A 16,419-nucleotide genomic window follows, 5' to 3' on the forward strand; every position below is an offset into this window, starting at 1 on the left:
CGCCGGCCAGATCGACGACAGCCTTTATAACGCCGGCATTGCTGCGGGCCTGAACAACGCACTGCTCAGCGAGTTCATCCGCATCTTCTCATACGATGTCGACTTCCAGCGCGAAGTGCAGCCAGGCGATCGCTTCGAACTCTTCTTTGATCGTCACTTCGACGACAACGGCAAGACCGTGAAGACCGGGCGCATTGCCGCTGCCGCGATGACGCTGTCGGGCCGCGAACTGCGCTACTACTTCTATCAGCCGTCCGATGGCGGCGATGCCGACTATTTCACGCCGGCCGGCTCCAGTGTGCGCAAGGCGCTGCTGCGCACGCCGATCGACGGCGCGCGACTGACCTCAGGCTTCGGCATGCGCCATCACCCGATCCTCGGCTTCAGCCTGATGCACAAGGGCGTCGACTTCGGCGCCATGACCGGCACGCCGATCCAGGCTGCCGGCGAAGGCGTCGTGGATATGGCCGGCTGGAACGGCGGCTACGGACAGTATGTGCGCATCAAGCATGGCAACGGCTATATGACCGCCTACGCGCATATGAGCCGCCTTGGCGTGAAGACCGGCCAGCGCGTGCGCCAGGGCCAGATCATCGGTGCGGTCGGCACCACCGGGCGTTCGACCGGCCCGCATCTGCATTACGAAGTCATGCAGAACGGCAAGCAGATCAATCCGACCGGCGTGCGCTTCCCCTCCGGCCGCAAGCTGGATGGCAAGGAATACGACCGCTTCCGCAAGCATGCGGGCGAGATCGACGGCGAATTGCGCAAGACGCCGCTGCTCGCGCTGCTCAATCGTGGTGATTGATCGGCGCGTCGACGGATCCACCGTCGACTGAACCTTCGTTAAAGCCTGTATAGCCAACACCGCCCTCGTCACGGGCGGTGTTTTGCTATGAAGTCCATAGGTAATTTATCGACTGATACGATTTAAATGATATTTTACCTATGAATAGCTCGTTCCTAGGGTGACGGCCTTTCCAACAGAAGGACTGTCACCATGACCACCGATACCCGCTTCCCCATCGATATCGTGCTCAAAGCCTTTGCTGCCGGCGACGTGCCCACCCTGCTCGATCATATCGACGACGAGATTGATCTCCGCATCGATCACTATCGCGATTCCGCCGATGTGAGCTGGCAGCAATGCACCGGCAAGGCCGGCCTGCTGCAGGTGCTGCAGCGCCTGGGCACCGACATCTTCCCGCAGGGCACACACATCCTGTCGGCACGCAGCACGGCGCTGGGCGATGACTGGGTGCTGACGGAATTCCACCAGCGCTTCTTCTATGGCCTGCAGCAGCAGGTGGTGGATGGCCATACCTGGATCATCAGCCATTCACGCAACGGCCGCATGGACTACTTCCGCGAGACCGTGGCGAGCATGCAGCCCGCCACCTCCTGAGCATGAAAGAAGCACCGCCATGATGTTCGACCTGCGGGCCCTGACCTACTTCGTGGCCGCCTACGAAGAAGCGTCGATCACCGCGGCGGCCAGGCGGTGCTTCGTCGCCCAGCCCTCGATCAGCTTGGCGATCCGCAATCTTGAAACCGCGCTGGAGACCCAGCTGTTCGAGCGTGGCAAGGGCGGCCTGGTGGCGACGCTGGCGGCCGAACGGCTCTATCCGCGCGCCCGCAGCCTGCTGGCCGAGGCCAGCGCCATCGCGCAGGATTTCCGCACCACGCCCAAGGAAGAGGTCCGTCTGTTCGTGCAGCCCGATGTGCTGACCAGCCGCATCGGGCCTTTCATGGCCGCACTGGGCGAGCTGATGCCCGACGCGGTACTGAAGCTGACGCCCGACCGCGAGACCGCCGCGCTGCGCATGGTCGCCGAGCATTGCAAGACTGAGTCCGACTGGTTCGCACCGCTATGGACCGACCGCTATGTGGTGATCATCCCCGAAAGCCATCCCTTGCGGTTCCGCAACGGCTTCGCGCTGGCCGACCTGCATGGCGCGCCCTTCATCGAGCGGCCGTATTGCGCGCTCAATCTGGTCTTCACCCGCGCGTTGGCCGAGAAGGGCATCGTGCTGGACGTGCGCGCCGTCGCCGAGCGCGAGGAAGCGCTGCTGAAAATGGTCGAGATCGGGCTCGGCCTGTCGCTGGTGCCGGAATCCCACGCAACCGGCCTGCCGCATGTGATCGTGCGGCCGCTGAAGGAAGCCGTCGGGCTGGAGCGCCGCATGGGGCTGGCCTGCGCGGCGGCTGACAGCAAAACCGTCGCGCTGGTGCAGCAGCTGGCCGAACGGCTGGCGCAGTAGGTCAGCTGCTGGCTTCCGACTGCAGCCAGTCGACGAAGGCCTGCACCAGCGGGCGGCGGAACTGCGCCGCCGGCGCGACCACCCAGTAGCGCCACTCTGCCGTCCAACTCACATCCAGCAGCCGCACCAGGCGGCCCTTGGCCAGATGCTCGCCCAGATGCGGCGCACGCCCCAGCGCCACGCCCTGGCCCGCGACGGCCGCGGCGACCAGAACATTGGAATCGGTGAACTGCAGCCCGCGCTCGCTCAGCGCAGGAGACAGACCGGCGCGCTCGAACCAGGCTGGCCAGCTCAGCCAGGGCTGCGCCGGCTGCGCATCGACATCATGCAGCAGCTGGTGATGCGCCAGATCCTCGAAGCGCTGCAGCGGCGGTCCGCCATGCAGCAGCGCCGGGCTGGCGACCGGGAACACGTCCTCACCCAGCAGCGGCACGGCTTGGAGGCCCTTAAAGGGGCCTGCACCGAAACGGATGGCGAGATCGACATCCTCGCGCGCGAAATCAACCAGCCGCCGCGAGGTATCGATGCGCAGCTCGATGCCGGGATAGGCGATGCGGAAGCGCGACAGGCGCGGCACCAGCCAGCCCGCCGCAAAGGACGCCAGCGTGGTCACCGTGACCAGGCCGGTCGCACCGCCTTCACGCAGCCGCGCTGTCGCTGCCGCCATGCGGTCGAGCGCATCGCTCAAGCCCGGCATATAGGCGCGGCCGGCATCGGTGAGCGCGAGCCCACGCGGTTGGCGCCGGAACAGCGGCACCTGCAGCAGCGATTCCAGGCCCTTCACCTGCTGGCTGATCGCGGCCGCCGTGACGCCCAGTTCGGCGGCGGCCAAGGCAAAGCTGCCATGACGGGCGGCGGCCTCGAAGGCACGCAGGGCATTGAGGGGTGGCAGGCGGCGGCGCATGTCCTCAGTATCATGCCTTAGCTTTCCTAAGCCAATACCCTAGAAACACTCGTTTGCGCCTTAGGCAGGCTTAGGTGACGCTCTGGCCACCCAGTCAGGAGCCGCCCATGCCCAGTTATGTCGCCGAAACCCCCGCCGCCGCCGCCGCCGAGGCCCGGCTGCATTTCGCCCGCAAGTTCAGCTTCGAGGCCGACTGCTGGGACGTGCATCACGCCTTAAGCCACGGCCACACCGACTTCGTGCTGCTCGATGTGCGCGGCCGCAAGGCCTATGCCGAGAACCATGTGCCCGGCGCGATCAGCCTGCCGCATGCCGACATCACGGCCGAGCGCATGGTCGACAAATGGGCCGACGACACGCTGTTCGTCGTCTACTGCGCCGGGCCACATTGCAACGGCGCCGACCGCGCTGCCCTGAAGCTCGCCAGCCTAGGCTATGCCGTGAAGATCATGATCGGCGGCATGACCGGCTGGGCCGATGAAGGATTTTCCTACGCCCAGGGCCGCGAGCCCGGCCAAGTGCTGGAGAGCAAGTGATGATGACGCTGTATGACTACCTCGATTCCGGCAACGGCTATAAATGCCGCCTGCTGATGGCCCTGCTGAACGTGCCCTATCGCCGCGTCGAACTCGATCTCGACAAGGGCGAGACCCGCACCCATGCGTTTCTGGCCAAGAATCCGAATGGCCGCATCCCGGCGCTGGAACTGGAAGACGGCTTCGTGCTGCCGGAATCGAACGCCATCCTCTATTACATCGCCGATGGGTCGAAATACCTGCCGGAAAGCCGGCTGGCCCGCGCGCAGGTGATGCAGTGGCTGTTCTTCGAGCAGTACAGCCACGAGCCTTACGTCGCCACGCCGCGCTGGATCCTGCGCCATCTCGGGCGCGAGCATCCGCGCATGGCTGAAATGCCTGAGCGCCTGGAAAAAGGCCGCGCCGCGCTGGGCGTGATGGAGCAGCACCTGCAGAAAAACGACTACTTCGTCGGCGGCAGCTACTCGATCGCCGATATCGCGCTCTACGCCTATACCCACCGCGCCGATGAATCCGACCTCGACCTCAAGCCCTTTCCCGCCATCCGCGCCTGGATGAGCCGCATCGCGGCGCAGCCCGGCCATGTGAAGATGCTGCCGGGCGACTGATAAATCACGCTTTTGCCATCTTGGGCGCTATCCTGACCTCATCAGGAGGTGCCCAGATGGCAAAACCGACCGAGACGAAGACCCGCCACACGCGGACCAGGGCCGGCGACCGGGACCTGCATCCCGAAACCCAGATGATGACCTACGGCTACGACCCCTTCCTCTCGGAAGGCGCCGTCAAACCGCCCGTCTTCCTCACCTCCACCTTCGCCTACAAGACCGCCGAGGACGGTGCCGCCTTCTTCGACCTGATGGCGGGCCGCACCAAGCTGCCCGAGGGCGAAAAAGCCGGCCTGATCTACAGCCGCTTCAACCACCCCAACCTCGAGATCGTCGAGGACCGCCTGGCGCTGCTCGAAGGCGCCGAAGCCGCCGCCGTCTTTTCCAGCGGCATGGCGGCGATCGCCAGCGCCTTCCTCACATTTTTGCGGCCCGGCGACACCCTGCTGCATTCCTCGCCGCTCTATGGCGGCACCGAGACGATGATCCGCAAGGTGCTGCCCGAGTTCGGCATCGCGACCGCCGAATTCCATGACGGCCTGCATGACCGCGACATCACGGCGGCGGCAGAGAGCGCCAAAGGCCGCATCGCCATGATCTTCATCGAGACGCCGGCCAACCCGAACAACGCCATGGTCGATTTCGCCATGGTGGCCAAGGCCGCCGACGCCATTGCCAAGAAACAGGGCGGCACGCGGCCGCTGATCGTCTGCGACAACACCATGCTGGGGCCGATCTTCCAGAAGCCGCTGGCCCACGGCGTCGACATCGCGGTGTATTCTCTCACCAAATATGTCGGCGGCCATAGCGACCTGGTGGCCGGCAGCGCGGTCGGCGCCAAAGCCCAGCTCGACCGCATCCGCAGCTACCGCAACACCTTTGGCAGCCAGCTCGACCCGCATTCCTCCTGGATGATCGCCCGCTCGCTGGAGACGCTGGTGATCCGCATGACGCGTGCCGCCGAAACCGGCCGCAAGGTGGCGCAGTGGCTGAACACCAACCCGCACATGAAGGTGACGGTGCGGCATCCCGACCTGATCACCGACAACACCTATCAGACCGTCTACCAGCGCCAGTGCTCAGGCCCCGGCTCGACCTTCTCCTTCACGCTGGAAGGCGCCACGCGGCAGCAGAGCTTCAAGCTCATCAACGCGCTGCGGCTGTTCAAATCCGCCGTCAGCTTAGGGGGCACGGAATCGCTGGTCTGCCATCCGGCGTCCACCACGCATTCGGGCGTCGGCACCAAGATCCTCGACACGCTTGGCGTGACAGAAGGCCTGATCCGCGTCTCGATCGGGCTGGAGCATCCCGACGACCTGATCGACGACCTGGAGGCGGCCTTCCGGGAGGCGACGCGTCCTTAAAAATGGGACCCCGGGTCAAGCCCGGGGTGACAGGTAAAAAGTAAAGTCGTCACCCCGGCCAAGCGCAGCGCGAGCCGGGCCCCATTTACGTCTGACAAAACCGCAACGGGGCAGCTTTCGCTGCCCCGTTTCCGATCACTCCGCCGCCACGTCGACGATACGGTCCTGGATCGTCAGGCCCTTGGGGCCGGCGCTCACATTCACCGTCACGCCATCGGCGATCTCGCCTTCCAGGATCATGCTGGCCAGCGGGTTCTGCAGCGACCGCTGGATCACCCGCTTCAAGGGCCGCGCGCCGTAGACCGGATCGTAGCCGGCATCGGCGAGCCACTTCTTCGCCGCGTCATCCAGCTTGATCTCGATCTTGCGATCGGCCAGCAGCTTGCGCAGCCGCAGCAGCTGGATGTCGACGATGCCGGTCATGTTCTCGCGGCTCAGGCGACGGAACAGGATCACCTCATCCAGACGGTTGAGGAATTCCGGCCGGAAGCTGGCGCGCACCACTTCCATCACCTGATGGCGCAGCGCCTCGTCGATCTGGTCGCCGCTGGCTTTGGCCAGATATTCGCTGCCCAGATTCGAGGTCAGGATGATCACGGTGTTCTTGAAGTCCACCGTGCGGCCCTGGCCGTCGGTCAGCCGGCCGTCATCCAGCACCTGAAGCAGGACGTTGAACACATCCGGATGCGCCTTCTCGACCTCGTCGAACAGGATCACCTGATAGGGCCGGCGGCGCACCGCTTCGGTGAGCGCACCGCCCTCGTCATAGCCGACATAGCCCGGCGGCGCGCCGATCAGGCGGCTGACCGAATGCTTCTCCATGTATTCCGACATGTCCATGCGCACCATGGCGCTGTCGTCGTCGAACAGGAATTCGGCCAGAGCCTTGGTCAGCTCGGTCTTGCCCACGCCGGTGGGGCCGAGGAACAGGAAGCTGCCGATCGGCCGGTTGGGGTCCTGCAGGCCGGCGCGCGCCCGGCGCACCGCATTGGCCACCGCCACCAGCGCCTCGTCCTGGCCGACCACGCGCGTGCCCAGACGCTGCTCCATCTTCAGCAGCTTCTCGCGCTCGCCCGACAGCATCTTGTCGACCGGAATGCCGGTCCAGCGTGACACCACGCCGGCGATGTCGCTCTCGGTGACCGCCTCGCGAACGATGGCTTTATTGTCTTTGCCGCCACCTTTCTCGGCATCCTGCAGCTTGCGCTCCAGATCGGGGATCACGCCGTAGGAGAGTTCAGACGCGCGGTTCCAGTCGGCCTTGGCTTTCGCCTGGTCGAGATCGAGACGGGCCTGATCGAGCTGTTCCTTCAGCTTCTGCGCATCGCCCAGCTTGTCCTTTTCGGCCTGCCAGGCCGAGGTCAGCGTGTGCGACTGGGTTTCCAGATCGACGAGTTCCGCCTCCAGCTTGGTCAGCCGGTCCTTGGAGGCGGCATCGGTCTCCTTCTTCAGCGCTTCGCGCTCGATCTTGAGCTGCATGATGCGGCGGTCGAGTTCGTCCACCGCTTCCGGCTTGGAATCGACTTCCATGCGCAGCCGCGCCGAAGCCTCGTCGATCAGGTCGATCGCCTTGTCAGGCAGGAAACGATCCGTGATGTAGCGGTTGGAGAGCGTCGCAGCCGCCACGATGGCGCTGTCGGTGATGCGCACGCCATGGTGCACTTCATACTTCTCCTTCAGGCCGCGCAGGATCGAGATGGTGTCCTCCACCGTCGGCTCGCCGACGAAGACGGACTGGAAGCGACGGGCCAGCGCCGCGTCCTTCTCGATATACTTGCGGTATTCATCCAGCGTGGTGGCGCCGACGCAATGCAGCTCGCCGCGCGCCAGCGCCGGTTTCAGCAGGTTGGACGCATCCATCGCGCCATCGGCCTTGCCCGCGCCGACCAGCGTGTGCAGCTCGTCGATGAACAGCACGATCTGGCCTTCAGCGGCCGTCACCTCGGCCAGCACGGCCTTGAGCCGCTCCTCGAACTCGCCGCGGAATTTCGCGCCGGCGATCATGGCGCCGAGATCGAGCGCCATCAGCTTCTTGTTCTTCAGGCTTTCGGGCACGTCGCCTTTGACGATGCGAAGGGCGAGGCCTTCAACAATCGCGGTCTTGCCGACGCCGGGTTCGCCGATCAGCACGGGATTGTTCTTGGTGCGGCGCGACAGAACCTGAATCGTCCGGCGAATCTCTTCGTCGCGGCCGATCACCGGATCGAGCTTGCCCTGTTCGGCGGCCTCGGTGAGGTCGCGGGCATATTTCTTGAGCGCGTCATAAGCCTGTTCGGCCGACGCGGAATCGGCCTTGCGACCTTTACGCATATCCTGAATCGCCTTTTCCAGATTCTGTGGCGTGACATTGCCGGCCTTCAGCGCGTCGCCCGCCGGGGTGCCGGTGGAGAGCGCCAGCGCCTGCAGCAGCCGCTCGGCGGCGACGAAACTGTCGCCGGCCTTTTCACGCAGCTTCTCGGCCGTTTCGAACAGGCGCGCCATCTCGGGCGCCATGTACAGGCTGCCGGCACCGCCGCCTTCCACCTTGGGGATCTTGGCCAGCGCCTCTTCGGTCTTGGCCTTCACCACCTCGGGCTGGCCGCCGGCGGCGCGGATCAGGCCCGCCGCCATGCCTTCCGGGTCGTCGTTCAGGACTTTGAGCAGATGTTCGGGCGAGAAGCGCTGATGCCCGCGGGCCAGCGCCATGGTCTGGGCAGCCTGGAGGAAACCGCGGCTGCGCTCGGTGTATTTCTCGAAATCCATGTCGAACTCCTTGTCCGGCAGTCCTGATATCGGAACCCCCGACAGCGGCTGGCTCCGGGGCGGACCCCGCACCGGAAATGTGGGAAGCCCGCCGCAGCCTGCAAGAGGGGCCGTTAAAGAATGCTGCCGGAAAGAATGCCGCAGGGACGCGTTCGTTCGCCTTGATCCAGGTCAGGACGGATCAGGCCCATCCGGCCCGGCGTCACCAGGCGGCGGCCCGATCAGGCCGGCGGCGCGCAGCCGGGCGAGATCGGGGCCATCCAGATCGACAATGGTGGGCGGGCGCGTCCCGACAGGGGGGAGGTCCACTTTCCGCCAGAGTTCGCGTGGCTTCGTTTCCGTTCGTTTCGCTTCGTCTGCGTTCGTTTGGCTTCGTTCCTGTTCGTTTTGGTTCGTTTCAGTTCGTTTGGCTTCGTTTGCGTTCGTTTCGGTTCGCCTGGCTTCGGTCGCCGGCACCTCAGGCTCTGGCGCTTCAGGCTCTGTGATTTCAGGCTCTGGCGCACGCGCGGCCAGTAGCGCCGCCGTCGCCTCGACAAAGGCGTCCATCCCCTGTCGTTCGGCGGTAATCCGCTTGCGCAGGCTGGCATTGGGCGCACGGCGGCCGGTTTCGCCCAGCGTCTCGATGCGCTTTTGCACATCGCCGGCCGTGCCTTCCATGGCCTCCTGATCCAGCAGGCAGCGCAGCATGTCGGCATCCAGGGCATCGGCCTGCAGGGCCTGACTGAGCAGGGTGGCGCGACCGCCGGCCGCCAGACGCAGGGCGGCAAGCTGCCGCTGGCGCTCCAATGCCTGCCCCAGCAGGAAGCGGAAGCGCAGGCTGCGCTTCAGATGATCCCAGATGCGGTCTTCCTTGATTGTGAGCGCGGCTGCGATTTCGACCGGCTTCTCGCCCTCGGCGATCCGGCGGGCGACAGTTTTCCAGTCGATCATGACCGGGGGCTTGCGTTTTGGCTTTACAGGCAGCGGCGGCTCGTCGGGGGTGCCCAGGGTTTCGTCCTTAAACGGATCATATTGCACGGCCATGGCGCTCTCCTGATCAGATTGACTCTCCCGATGAGAACATATAGAGTATATAGGAATAAATGTCAAACATCGCGCATTCCGGGAAGCCCGCCGTTTACGGCAGCGCGGCGCTCCCCTAAACACTGAGGCACCCCAGCGTTCGAAAACGGACCCGATTCATATGTGCGGCATCGCAGGCATCCTGACCGGACGCAGTCTCCCGGCCGATACGCTGGGCCGCCGCGTCACCGCGATGACCGATGCCATCGCCTATCGCGGGCCTGATGCCGCCACGTCCTGGCTGGATCCCGCCGCCGGCCTGGCCTTCGGGCATCGCCGCCTCGCCATCGTCGACCTGACCGAGACCGGCGCGCAGCCGATGCTGAGCGCCGATGAGCGGTTCGTCATCTGCTACAACGGCGAGATCTTCAACGCCGCCGAGGTCGCGCACGATCTGCCGCATGTGACCTTCCGTGGCACATCCGATACCGAAGTGCTGCTGGAAGCCTGCGCCGCCTGGGGCGTGGAGAAGGCCATCCCGCGCTTCATCGGCATGTTCGCCTTCGCCCTGTGGGACCGCAAAGAGCGCGTGCTGTGGCTGGTGCGCGACCGCCTGGGCATCAAGCCGGTCTACTGGACGCAACAGAACACCGATGAAGGCCCGGCGCTGCTGTTCGGATCGGAGCTGAAGGCGCTGACCGCCTATCCGGGCTGGACGCCGAAACTGGATCGCGATGCGCTGGCCGGCTACCTGCGCTTTGGCTATGTGCCGGCGCCGCGCGCGATCTATGCCGGCGTGCAGAAGCTGCCGCCGGGCCATATCCTGCGCATCGACCAGAATGGCGACACGACCTTGAGCTGCTTCTGGGACCTGCGCCGCATCGCCGCCACCGGCATGCGCAACCGCGACATGCGGCCCGAGGCCGAGCAGCTGGAAGACCTGCATGTGCTGCTGAAAGACGCGGTCAAACGCCGCATGATGGCCGATGTGCCGCTGGGCGCGTTTTTGTCCGGGGGCATAGACTCGTCCACCGTCGTCGCGCTGATGCAGACGCAGTCGAGCCAGCCGGTGCAGACCTTTTCCATCGGCTTCACCGACGAGGCCTTCAACGAGGCCGACCATGCCCGCACGGTGGCCAGGCATCTGGGCACCGACCATACCGAGCTGGTGATCGATTCCGATCATGCGCGCAGCGTGATCCCGAAACTGGCCGAGATGTATGACGAGCCGTTTTCGGACAGCTCCCAAATCCCCACCTATCTGGTGTCGGAACTGGCGCGCAAATCCGTCACCGTGTCGCTGTCGGGCGATGGCGGCGACGAGATCTTTGCCGGCTATGTGCGCTACCAGGGCATCGACCGGCTGTGGAACGCCGTTGGCGTTGTGCCGGCCGCGTTGCGGCATGGCGGTGGCGGCCTGCTGAAGCTGCTGTCGCCCGATGCCTGGGACGCGGTGTTTTCGCCCATCCCGCAGCGCTACAAGCCAAAGTTCATCGGCGACAAGATCCACAAGGCCGCCGGCATCATGGCCGAAGCCGATGCCGATGCGATGTATGCCGCCCTGGTCACGCAATGGGATGGCGAAAGCATGGTCCGTGGCGCCGCCTCGCGTGGCGCGCTTGATACGCGGCTGGCCGGCGAGCTGCCGGAAACCGTGGCCCGGCTGCGCTATCGCGACATGGTGACCTACCTGCCCGACGACATCCTGACCAAGGTGGACCGCGCCAGCATGGCGGTGTCGCTGGAGGCGCGCGTGCCGCTGCTCGATCACCGCGTGGTGGAATATGCCTGGCGCCTGGCGCCCGACCGCCTGCTGAAAGACGGCCAGGGCAAGCGGCTGTTGCGCCAGGTGCTCTACAAGTATGTGCCGCAGCAGATGGTGGAGCGACCCAAGACCGGCTTCGGCATTCCGGTCGGCGACTGGCTGCGCGGGCCGCTGAAGGACTGGGCCGCGGATCTGCTCTCCGAGCAGCGGCTGAGCGCCGATGGCCTGATCGATCCGGGCCCGGTGCAGCAGCGCTGGCGCGAGCACTTAAGCGGCCGCCGCAACTGGCAGCACAGCCTGTGGACGGTGCTGATGTTCCAGGCCTGGCGGCAGCGCTGGCCCGGCGTTTCACTGGGCTGATCCCCGGCCTGAAGAACGCACCCGCAGCACGACACCTGAAAGCGGGAATTTCCCCAACGGCACGGTGACTTGCGGTAGCCGGCGGGAACTCTCCGGCCGTATGGCGGTTCGTTGACAGCCCCCATGGCGGGTTATAGTGTGCAGCGCGAAAAACGTAGGCGCCCCGTGATTTATGGGGCTGCACACCGTCTCTTTTGTCATTTACTCGCTCGCAACAACCAAGGTTTGACGTCCATGAAGGTTCTGGTCGCGGTCAAGCGCGTGGTGGACTACAACGTCAAGATCCGCGTCAAGGCGGACAAGACGGGTGTCGATCTCGCCAACGTCAAGATGTCGATGAATCCCTTCGACGAAATCGCCGTCGAAGAGGCGGTCCGTCTCAAGGAAGCCAACACCGCCACCGAGGTGATCGCCGTCTCCATCGGCCCGGCCCAGGCGCAGGAAACGCTGCGCACCGCTTTGGCCATGGGCGCCGACCGCGGCATCCTGATCAAGACCGACGCCGACGTGCAGCCGCTGGCGGTTGCCAAGATTCTGGCCAAGATCGTCGAGGCCGAGCAGCCGCAGCTCGTCATCGTCGGCAAGCAGGCCATCGATGACGACAGCAACCAGACCGGCCAGATGCTGGCGGCGCTGCTGAACTGGGCCCAGGGCACCTTCGCCAACAAGGCGAGCTTCGCCGACGGCAAGGCCACCGTGGTGCGCGAAGTGGACGGCGGTCTGGAGACCGTCGAGCTCAAGCTGCCCGCCGTGGTCACCACCGACCTGCGCCTGAACGAGCCGCGCTACGCCTCGCTGCCCAACATCATGAAGGCGAAGAAGAAGCCGATTGATGAAAAGACCCCGGAAGACCTGGGCGTCGATATCGCGCCGCGCCTGAAGACGCTGTCGGTGGACGAGCCGCCGAAGCGCCAGGCCGGCATCAAGGTGCCCGATGTGGCGACCCTGGTGCAGAAGCTGAAGACCGAAGCGGGAGTGATCTGAGATGAGCGTCCTCGTAATCGCTGAACACGACAACGCCTCGCTCAAGGCCCCGACGCTCAACGCCGTCACCGCCGCCGCCAAGATCGATGCCGATGTGCATGTGCTGGTCGCCGGCAAGGGCGCCGATGCCGCCGCCGCCGCGGCTGCCAAGGTCGCCGGCGTGAAGAAGGTCATCCAGGTCGAGGGCGAGCAGTATGCCCATGGCCTGGCCGAGCCGCTCGGCGCGCTGGTCGCCGCTATCGGCAAGGGCTACGCCGCGATTCTCGCGCCGGAGACCACCAGCGGCAAGAACGTGCTGCCGCGCGTCGCCGCCCTGCTCGATGTCGCCCAGATCTCAGGCATCGTCGAAGTGAAGTCGGCCGACACCTTCGTGCGTCCGATCTATGCCGGCAACGCCATGGCGACCGTGCAGTCGTCGGATGCCATCAAGGTCATCACCGTGCGCGCGACCGGCTTCGCGGCCGCCGCCGCCGAGGGCGGTTCCGCCGCCGTCGAGAAGGCGGGCGGCGCCGCTGATGCCGGCCTATCCAAGTTCATCGGCCAGGAGCTGCAGAAGTCGGATCGTCCGGAGCTGACCTCGGCCAAGATCATCGTGTCTGGCGGCCGCGGCATGGGCTCGGGCGAGAATTTCAAGCTGATCGAGGCCGTCGCCGACAAGCTCGGCGCCGCCGTCGGCGCCAGCCGCGCCGCGGTGGACGCCGGCTTCGTGCCGAACGACTATCAGGTCGGCCAGACTGGCAAGATCGTGGCGCCGCAGCTTTACGTGGCCGTCGGCATCTCGGGCGCGATCCAGCATCTCGCCGGCATGAAGGACTCGAAGGTGATCGTCGCCATCAACAAGGACGAAGAGGCGCCGATCTTCCAGGTTGCCGATTACGGCCTGGTCGGCGACCTGTTCAAGATTCTGCCCGAGCTCGAAGCCGAGCTGGCCAAGTAAGCGAACGGAACCGGGGAACCGCATGATCAAGACCATTGGGGTGATCGGCGCCGGCCAGATGGGCAATGGTATCGCCCATGTCTGCGCGCTGGCCGGCTACGATGTCGTGCTGCAGGACATCAACGCCGCCCAGCTCGACAAGGCGCTGGAAACCATCGGCGGCAACATGGCCCGCCAGGTGGCGCGCGGCAAGATCACCGAGGCCGAGAAGGCCAAGGCGCTCACGCATATCCGCACCTCGAACGACATCCGCGTCTTCGCCGAGACCGACTTCGTGGTCGAGGCCGCCACCGAGAACGAGGGCCTGAAGAAGAAGATCTTCGCCGACCTCTGCCCCGTTTTGAAGCCGACCGCGGTGCTGGCCACCAACACCTCGTCGATCTCGGTCACCCGGCTCGCTTCCTCGACCGACCGGCCGGAAAAGTTCATGGGCATGCATTTCATGAACCCGGTGCCGGTGATGGCGCTGGTCGAGCTGATCCGCGGCATCGCCACCGACGAAAACACCTTCCGCATGGTGCGCGAGCTCACCATCAAGCTGGGCAAGACCCCGGCCAATTCGGAAGATTTCCCCGCCTTCATCGTCAACCGCATCCTGCTGCCGATGATCAACGAGGCGATCTACACGCTGTATGAGGGCGTCGGCTCGGTCGAAGCCATCGACACCGCGATGAAGTTGGGCGCCAACCATCCGATGGGGCCCTTGCAGCTTGCGGACTTTATTGGCCTCGACACCTGCCTCTCCATCATGCAGGTGCTCTACGAGGGCCTGGCCGACTCCAAGTATCGCCCGTGTCCGTTGCTGGTGAAGTATGTCGAGGCCGGCTGGTTGGGGCGCAAGACCAACCGCGGCTTCTACGACTATCGCGGCGAACATCCGACGCCGACGCGCTAAAGCGGGGACGCACCGCTGAAACAAAAAGCCCGGTTCATCGCCGGGCTTTTTTCATGTCTCCGCGCCGTCACTGTTCAGCGATGGCCGCGTCGATCAGCTTGAGCGCATCGGGGCCGTCCCAGGCGGCAGCGCCGGGCAGGCGGCCGATCTCGCGGCCCTGGCGGTCGATCAGGATGGTGGTCGGCAGGCCATAGACGCCCCAGGCACGGCCCGACTTCATGCTGGCATCGAGATAGCTGCCGAGCCGGCGCGACCCCACCTCGCCCAGGAAGCGTTCGACCTTGGCGCGGCCGGCGCGGTCCTGCGCCACGGCGACCACCTCGAAATCCTTAGACCCGCGCAGGCCCTGCAGATTGTCGAGCGCCGGCATCTCCTCCCGGCAGGGGATGCACCAGGTGGCCCAGAGATTGAGCAGCACCACCTTGCCCCGGAAGGCCTCCAGCGTGACGGTCCGGTCGTCGGGGGTCTGGAATTCAGCCAAGGCGACTGGCTTCCGCTCGTGCGAGGGGATAAGTTTACGCATCTCGCCGTCGCGCGGGAGTTCGGCGGCGAAAGCGGGCTGAATGACCGCGACGGCCAGGGCCAAAATCGTCAGAAACCGTTTCATCGCAGCCTGTATCCCGATCATGTCCGCACGCAAGAAATCAAATAAGTCGAAGCCTACACCGAAGCAAGCCAACAGCATGTGGGGCGGGCGCTTTGCCGCAGGCCCGGCGGCGATCATGACCGAGATCAACGCCTCGATCCGCTTCGACCAGAAGCTCTACCGCCAGGACATCCGCGGCTCGCTGGCGCATTGCCGCATGCTGGTGCGACAGGGCCTGATTTCGGCTGCCGAGGGCAAGAAGATTCAGGCCGGGCTGGAAACAATCCTGCGTGAGATCGAGGCCGGCAAGCTGAAGATCGACCCCGCACTGGAAGACATCCACATGCATGTGGAGGCGCGGCTGTCGGAGCTGATCGGCAAGCCGGCCGGACGCCTGCACACGGCGCGCTCGCGCAACGACCAGGTGGCGACCGACTTCCGGCTGTGGGTGCGCGACGCCATCGACCGGGTGGATGCCGGCCTGAAAGACCTGCAGCTCACCCTGCTGCGCCGCGCCGATGACTATGCCGCAACGGTGATGCCGGGCTTCACGCATTTACAGGCCGCGCAGCCCGTCACCTTCGGCCACCACCTGATGGCCTATGTCGAGATGATCGGCCGCGACCGCTCGCGCCTGAAGGATGCCCGGCACCGCCTGAACGAAAGCCCGCTCGGCGCGGCAGCGCTCGCCGGCTCGTCCCTGCCCATCGACCGCGCCAGCACGGCCAAGGAGCTGGGCTTCCGCGAGCCGATGGCGAACTCGCTCGATGCCGTGGCCGACCGCGACTATGCGCTGGAATTCCTGAGCGCCGCCTCGATCTGCGCCGTGCATCTGTCGCGTCTCGCGGAAGAGATCGTCCTCTGGACATCCGCGCAATTCCGCTTCATCACGTTGAGCGATGCCTTCACCACCGGCTCGTCGATCATGCCGCAAAAGCGCAACCCCGACGCCGCCGAACTGGTGCGCGGCAAGGTGGGGCGCATCGTCGGCAGCCTGAATGCCCTGCTGATCACCATGAAGGGCCTGCCGATGACCTATGGCAAGGACATGCAGGAAGACAAGGAGCCGACGTTTGACGCCGTCGACAGCCTGGAGCTCTGCATCGCCGCCACCGCGGGCATGATCGGCGACCTGAAGGCCAATGCGCCACGCATGCAGGAAGCCGCCGGCGAAGGCTACACCACCGCCACCGACCTGGCCGACTGGTGCGTGCGCAAGATCGACATGCCCTTCCGCCAGGCCCATCACGTGGCCGGCAGCCTGGTGCGCAAGGCCGAACTGCAGAACAAGCCGCTGGAGGCGCTGACGCTCGCCGAGATGCAGAGCGTCGAGCCGCGCATCAGCAAGGACATCTTTGCCGTGCTGGGCGTGCAGAATTCCGTGAAGAGCCGCGTATCCTATGGCGGCACCGCGCCGGCCAATGTGAAAAAGCAGGTGGCGCGCTGGCGCAAGCTGCTGGCGAAGAAAGGCTGAT

At 65.3% G+C, this 16,419-nt stretch carries 15 protein-coding genes (1 of these 15 running past the window's edge); 11 read left to right on the forward strand and 4 right to left on the reverse strand.

Going from position 1 to position 16,419, the window contains the following annotated elements; all coding sequences use genetic code 11:
- The 3 genes from AC1RRT_RS05940 to AC1RRT_RS05950 all read left to right on the forward strand — a co-directional run.
- Positions 1–808 carry the 3' portion of a M23 family metallopeptidase gene (locus AC1RRT_RS05940; protein ID WP_493012853.1) on the forward strand. 500 nt of this gene lie to the left of the window's left edge, so only the last 808 of its 1,308 coding nucleotides appear in the window; its start codon lies off the left edge, out of view; the stop codon is at positions 806–808.
- Positions 809–1,000: 192 nt separating this feature from the next.
- On the forward strand, positions 1,001–1,405 hold the full coding sequence (locus tag AC1RRT_RS05945) for a hypothetical protein (RefSeq protein ID WP_493012854.1): 405 nt from the start codon (positions 1,001–1,003) through the stop codon (positions 1,403–1,405).
- 19 nt (positions 1,406–1,424) lie between these two features.
- Positions 1,425–2,261, forward strand: coding sequence for a LysR family transcriptional regulator (locus tag AC1RRT_RS05950; protein WP_493012855.1), 837 nt, complete (start codon positions 1,425–1,427; stop codon positions 2,259–2,261).
- 1 nt (position 2,262) lies between these two features.
- Here AC1RRT_RS05950 and gcvA read toward each other — a convergent pair whose 3' ends face one another.
- Positions 2,263–3,165: a transcriptional regulator GcvA gene (gene gcvA, locus AC1RRT_RS05955; protein WP_493012856.1), complete on the reverse strand. Its 903-nt coding sequence runs from the start codon at positions 3,163–3,165 to the stop codon at positions 2,263–2,265.
- Between the two features lie 107 nt (positions 3,166–3,272).
- On the opposite strand from gcvA, the gene AC1RRT_RS05960 reads away from it, so the two are divergent.
- The 3 genes from AC1RRT_RS05960 to AC1RRT_RS05970 are packed head-to-tail and all read left to right on the forward strand — an operon-like array spanning position 3,273 to position 5,673.
- On the forward strand, positions 3,273–3,701 hold the full coding sequence (locus tag AC1RRT_RS05960) for a rhodanese-like domain-containing protein (protein ID WP_493012857.1): 429 nt from the start codon (positions 3,273–3,275) through the stop codon (positions 3,699–3,701).
- Complete coding sequence (locus AC1RRT_RS05965) at positions 3,701–4,309, forward strand: glutathione S-transferase family protein (RefSeq protein ID WP_493012858.1); 609 nt, start codon at positions 3,701–3,703, stop codon at positions 4,307–4,309. Before AC1RRT_RS05960 ends, AC1RRT_RS05965 begins: the two co-directional genes overlap by 1 nt.
- A gap of 56 nt (positions 4,310–4,365) precedes the next feature.
- Complete coding sequence (locus AC1RRT_RS05970; RefSeq protein ID WP_493012859.1) at positions 4,366–5,673, forward strand: cystathionine gamma-synthase family protein; 1,308 nt, start codon at positions 4,366–4,368, stop codon at positions 5,671–5,673.
- 135 nt (positions 5,674–5,808) lie between these two features.
- Here AC1RRT_RS05970 and clpB read toward each other — a convergent pair whose 3' ends face one another.
- Positions 5,809–8,415 (reverse strand): ATP-dependent chaperone ClpB, encoded by a 2,607-nt coding sequence (gene clpB / locus AC1RRT_RS05975; protein WP_493012860.1) that lies wholly within the window; start codon positions 8,413–8,415, stop codon positions 5,809–5,811.
- A gap of 171 nt (positions 8,416–8,586) precedes the next feature.
- Complete coding sequence (locus tag AC1RRT_RS05980) at positions 8,587–9,504, reverse strand: hypothetical protein (RefSeq protein ID WP_493012861.1); 918 nt, start codon at positions 9,502–9,504, stop codon at positions 8,587–8,589.
- 94 nt (positions 9,505–9,598) lie between these two features.
- On the opposite strand from AC1RRT_RS05980, the gene asnB reads away from it, so the two are divergent.
- From asnB to AC1RRT_RS06000, 4 genes are all read left to right on the forward strand, one after another.
- The gene (asnB, locus tag AC1RRT_RS05985) at positions 9,599–11,542 is read left to right on the forward strand and encodes an asparagine synthase (glutamine-hydrolyzing) (protein ID WP_493012862.1); all 1,944 of its coding nucleotides are present in this window, start codon (positions 9,599–9,601) and stop codon (positions 11,540–11,542) included.
- Positions 11,543–11,776: 234 nt separating this feature from the next.
- Positions 11,777–12,526: an electron transfer flavoprotein subunit beta/FixA family protein gene (locus tag AC1RRT_RS05990; protein WP_493012863.1), complete on the forward strand. Its 750-nt coding sequence runs from the start codon at positions 11,777–11,779 to the stop codon at positions 12,524–12,526.
- 1 nt (position 12,527) lies between these two features.
- Positions 12,528–13,463, forward strand: coding sequence for an electron transfer flavoprotein subunit alpha/FixB family protein (locus AC1RRT_RS05995; protein ID WP_493012864.1), 936 nt, complete (start codon positions 12,528–12,530; stop codon positions 13,461–13,463).
- Positions 13,464–13,485: 22 nt separating this feature from the next.
- Positions 13,486–14,358, forward strand: a complete 873-nt coding sequence (locus AC1RRT_RS06000; RefSeq protein ID WP_493012865.1) for a 3-hydroxybutyryl-CoA dehydrogenase — start codon at positions 13,486–13,488, stop codon at positions 14,356–14,358.
- Between the two features lie 67 nt (positions 14,359–14,425).
- On the opposite strand, the gene AC1RRT_RS06005 is transcribed toward AC1RRT_RS06000, so the two are convergent.
- A complete protein-coding gene (locus tag AC1RRT_RS06005; protein ID WP_493012866.1) occupies positions 14,426–14,965 on the reverse strand; it encodes a TlpA disulfide reductase family protein in 540 nt (179 codons plus the stop codon).
- A gap of 19 nt (positions 14,966–14,984) precedes the next feature.
- Here AC1RRT_RS06005 and argH point away from each other — a divergent pair, with 19 nt between their 5' ends.
- Positions 14,985–16,418 carry an argininosuccinate lyase gene (gene argH / locus AC1RRT_RS06010; protein WP_493012867.1) on the forward strand — a complete coding sequence of 478 codons (1,434 nt, stop codon included), beginning with the start codon at positions 14,985–14,987 and terminating at the stop codon, positions 16,416–16,418.
- The last annotated feature ends 1 nt before the right edge of the window (position 16,419 follow it).

It is taken from the genome of Ferrovibrio sp. GW821-FHT12B10, assembly GCF_058807515.1.

Excerpts from the sequence above, each read along its gene's own strand:
- AC1RRT_RS05945 (WP_493012854.1), top strand. The coding sequence starts at position 1,001 with ATGACCACCGATACCCGCTTCCCCATCGATATCGTGCTCAAAGCCTTT.
- AC1RRT_RS05950 (WP_493012855.1), top strand. The coding sequence starts at position 1,425 with ATGATGTTCGACCTGCGGGCCCTGACCTACTTCGTGGCCGCCTACGAA.
- gcvA (WP_493012856.1), bottom strand. The coding sequence starts at position 3,165 with ATGCGCCGCCGCCTGCCACCCCTCAATGCCCTGCGTGCCTTCGAGGCC.
- AC1RRT_RS05960 (WP_493012857.1), top strand. The coding sequence starts at position 3,273 with ATGCCCAGTTATGTCGCCGAAACCCCCGCCGCCGCCGCCGCCGAGGCC.
- AC1RRT_RS05965 (WP_493012858.1), top strand. The coding sequence starts at position 3,701 with ATGATGACGCTGTATGACTACCTCGATTCCGGCAACGGCTATAAATGC.
- AC1RRT_RS05970 (WP_493012859.1), top strand. The coding sequence starts at position 4,366 with ATGGCAAAACCGACCGAGACGAAGACCCGCCACACGCGGACCAGGGCC.
- clpB (WP_493012860.1), bottom strand. The coding sequence starts at position 8,415 with ATGGATTTCGAGAAATACACCGAGCGCAGCCGCGGTTTCCTCCAGGCT.
- asnB (WP_493012862.1), top strand. The coding sequence starts at position 9,599 with ATGTGCGGCATCGCAGGCATCCTGACCGGACGCAGTCTCCCGGCCGAT.
- AC1RRT_RS05990 (WP_493012863.1), top strand. The coding sequence starts at position 11,777 with ATGAAGGTTCTGGTCGCGGTCAAGCGCGTGGTGGACTACAACGTCAAG.
- AC1RRT_RS05995 (WP_493012864.1), top strand. The coding sequence starts at position 12,528 with ATGAGCGTCCTCGTAATCGCTGAACACGACAACGCCTCGCTCAAGGCC.
- AC1RRT_RS06000 (WP_493012865.1), top strand. The coding sequence starts at position 13,486 with ATGATCAAGACCATTGGGGTGATCGGCGCCGGCCAGATGGGCAATGGT.
- AC1RRT_RS06005 (WP_493012866.1), bottom strand. The coding sequence starts at position 14,965 with ATGAAACGGTTTCTGACGATTTTGGCCCTGGCCGTCGCGGTCATTCAG.
- argH (WP_493012867.1), top strand. The coding sequence starts at position 14,985 with ATGTCCGCACGCAAGAAATCAAATAAGTCGAAGCCTACACCGAAGCAA.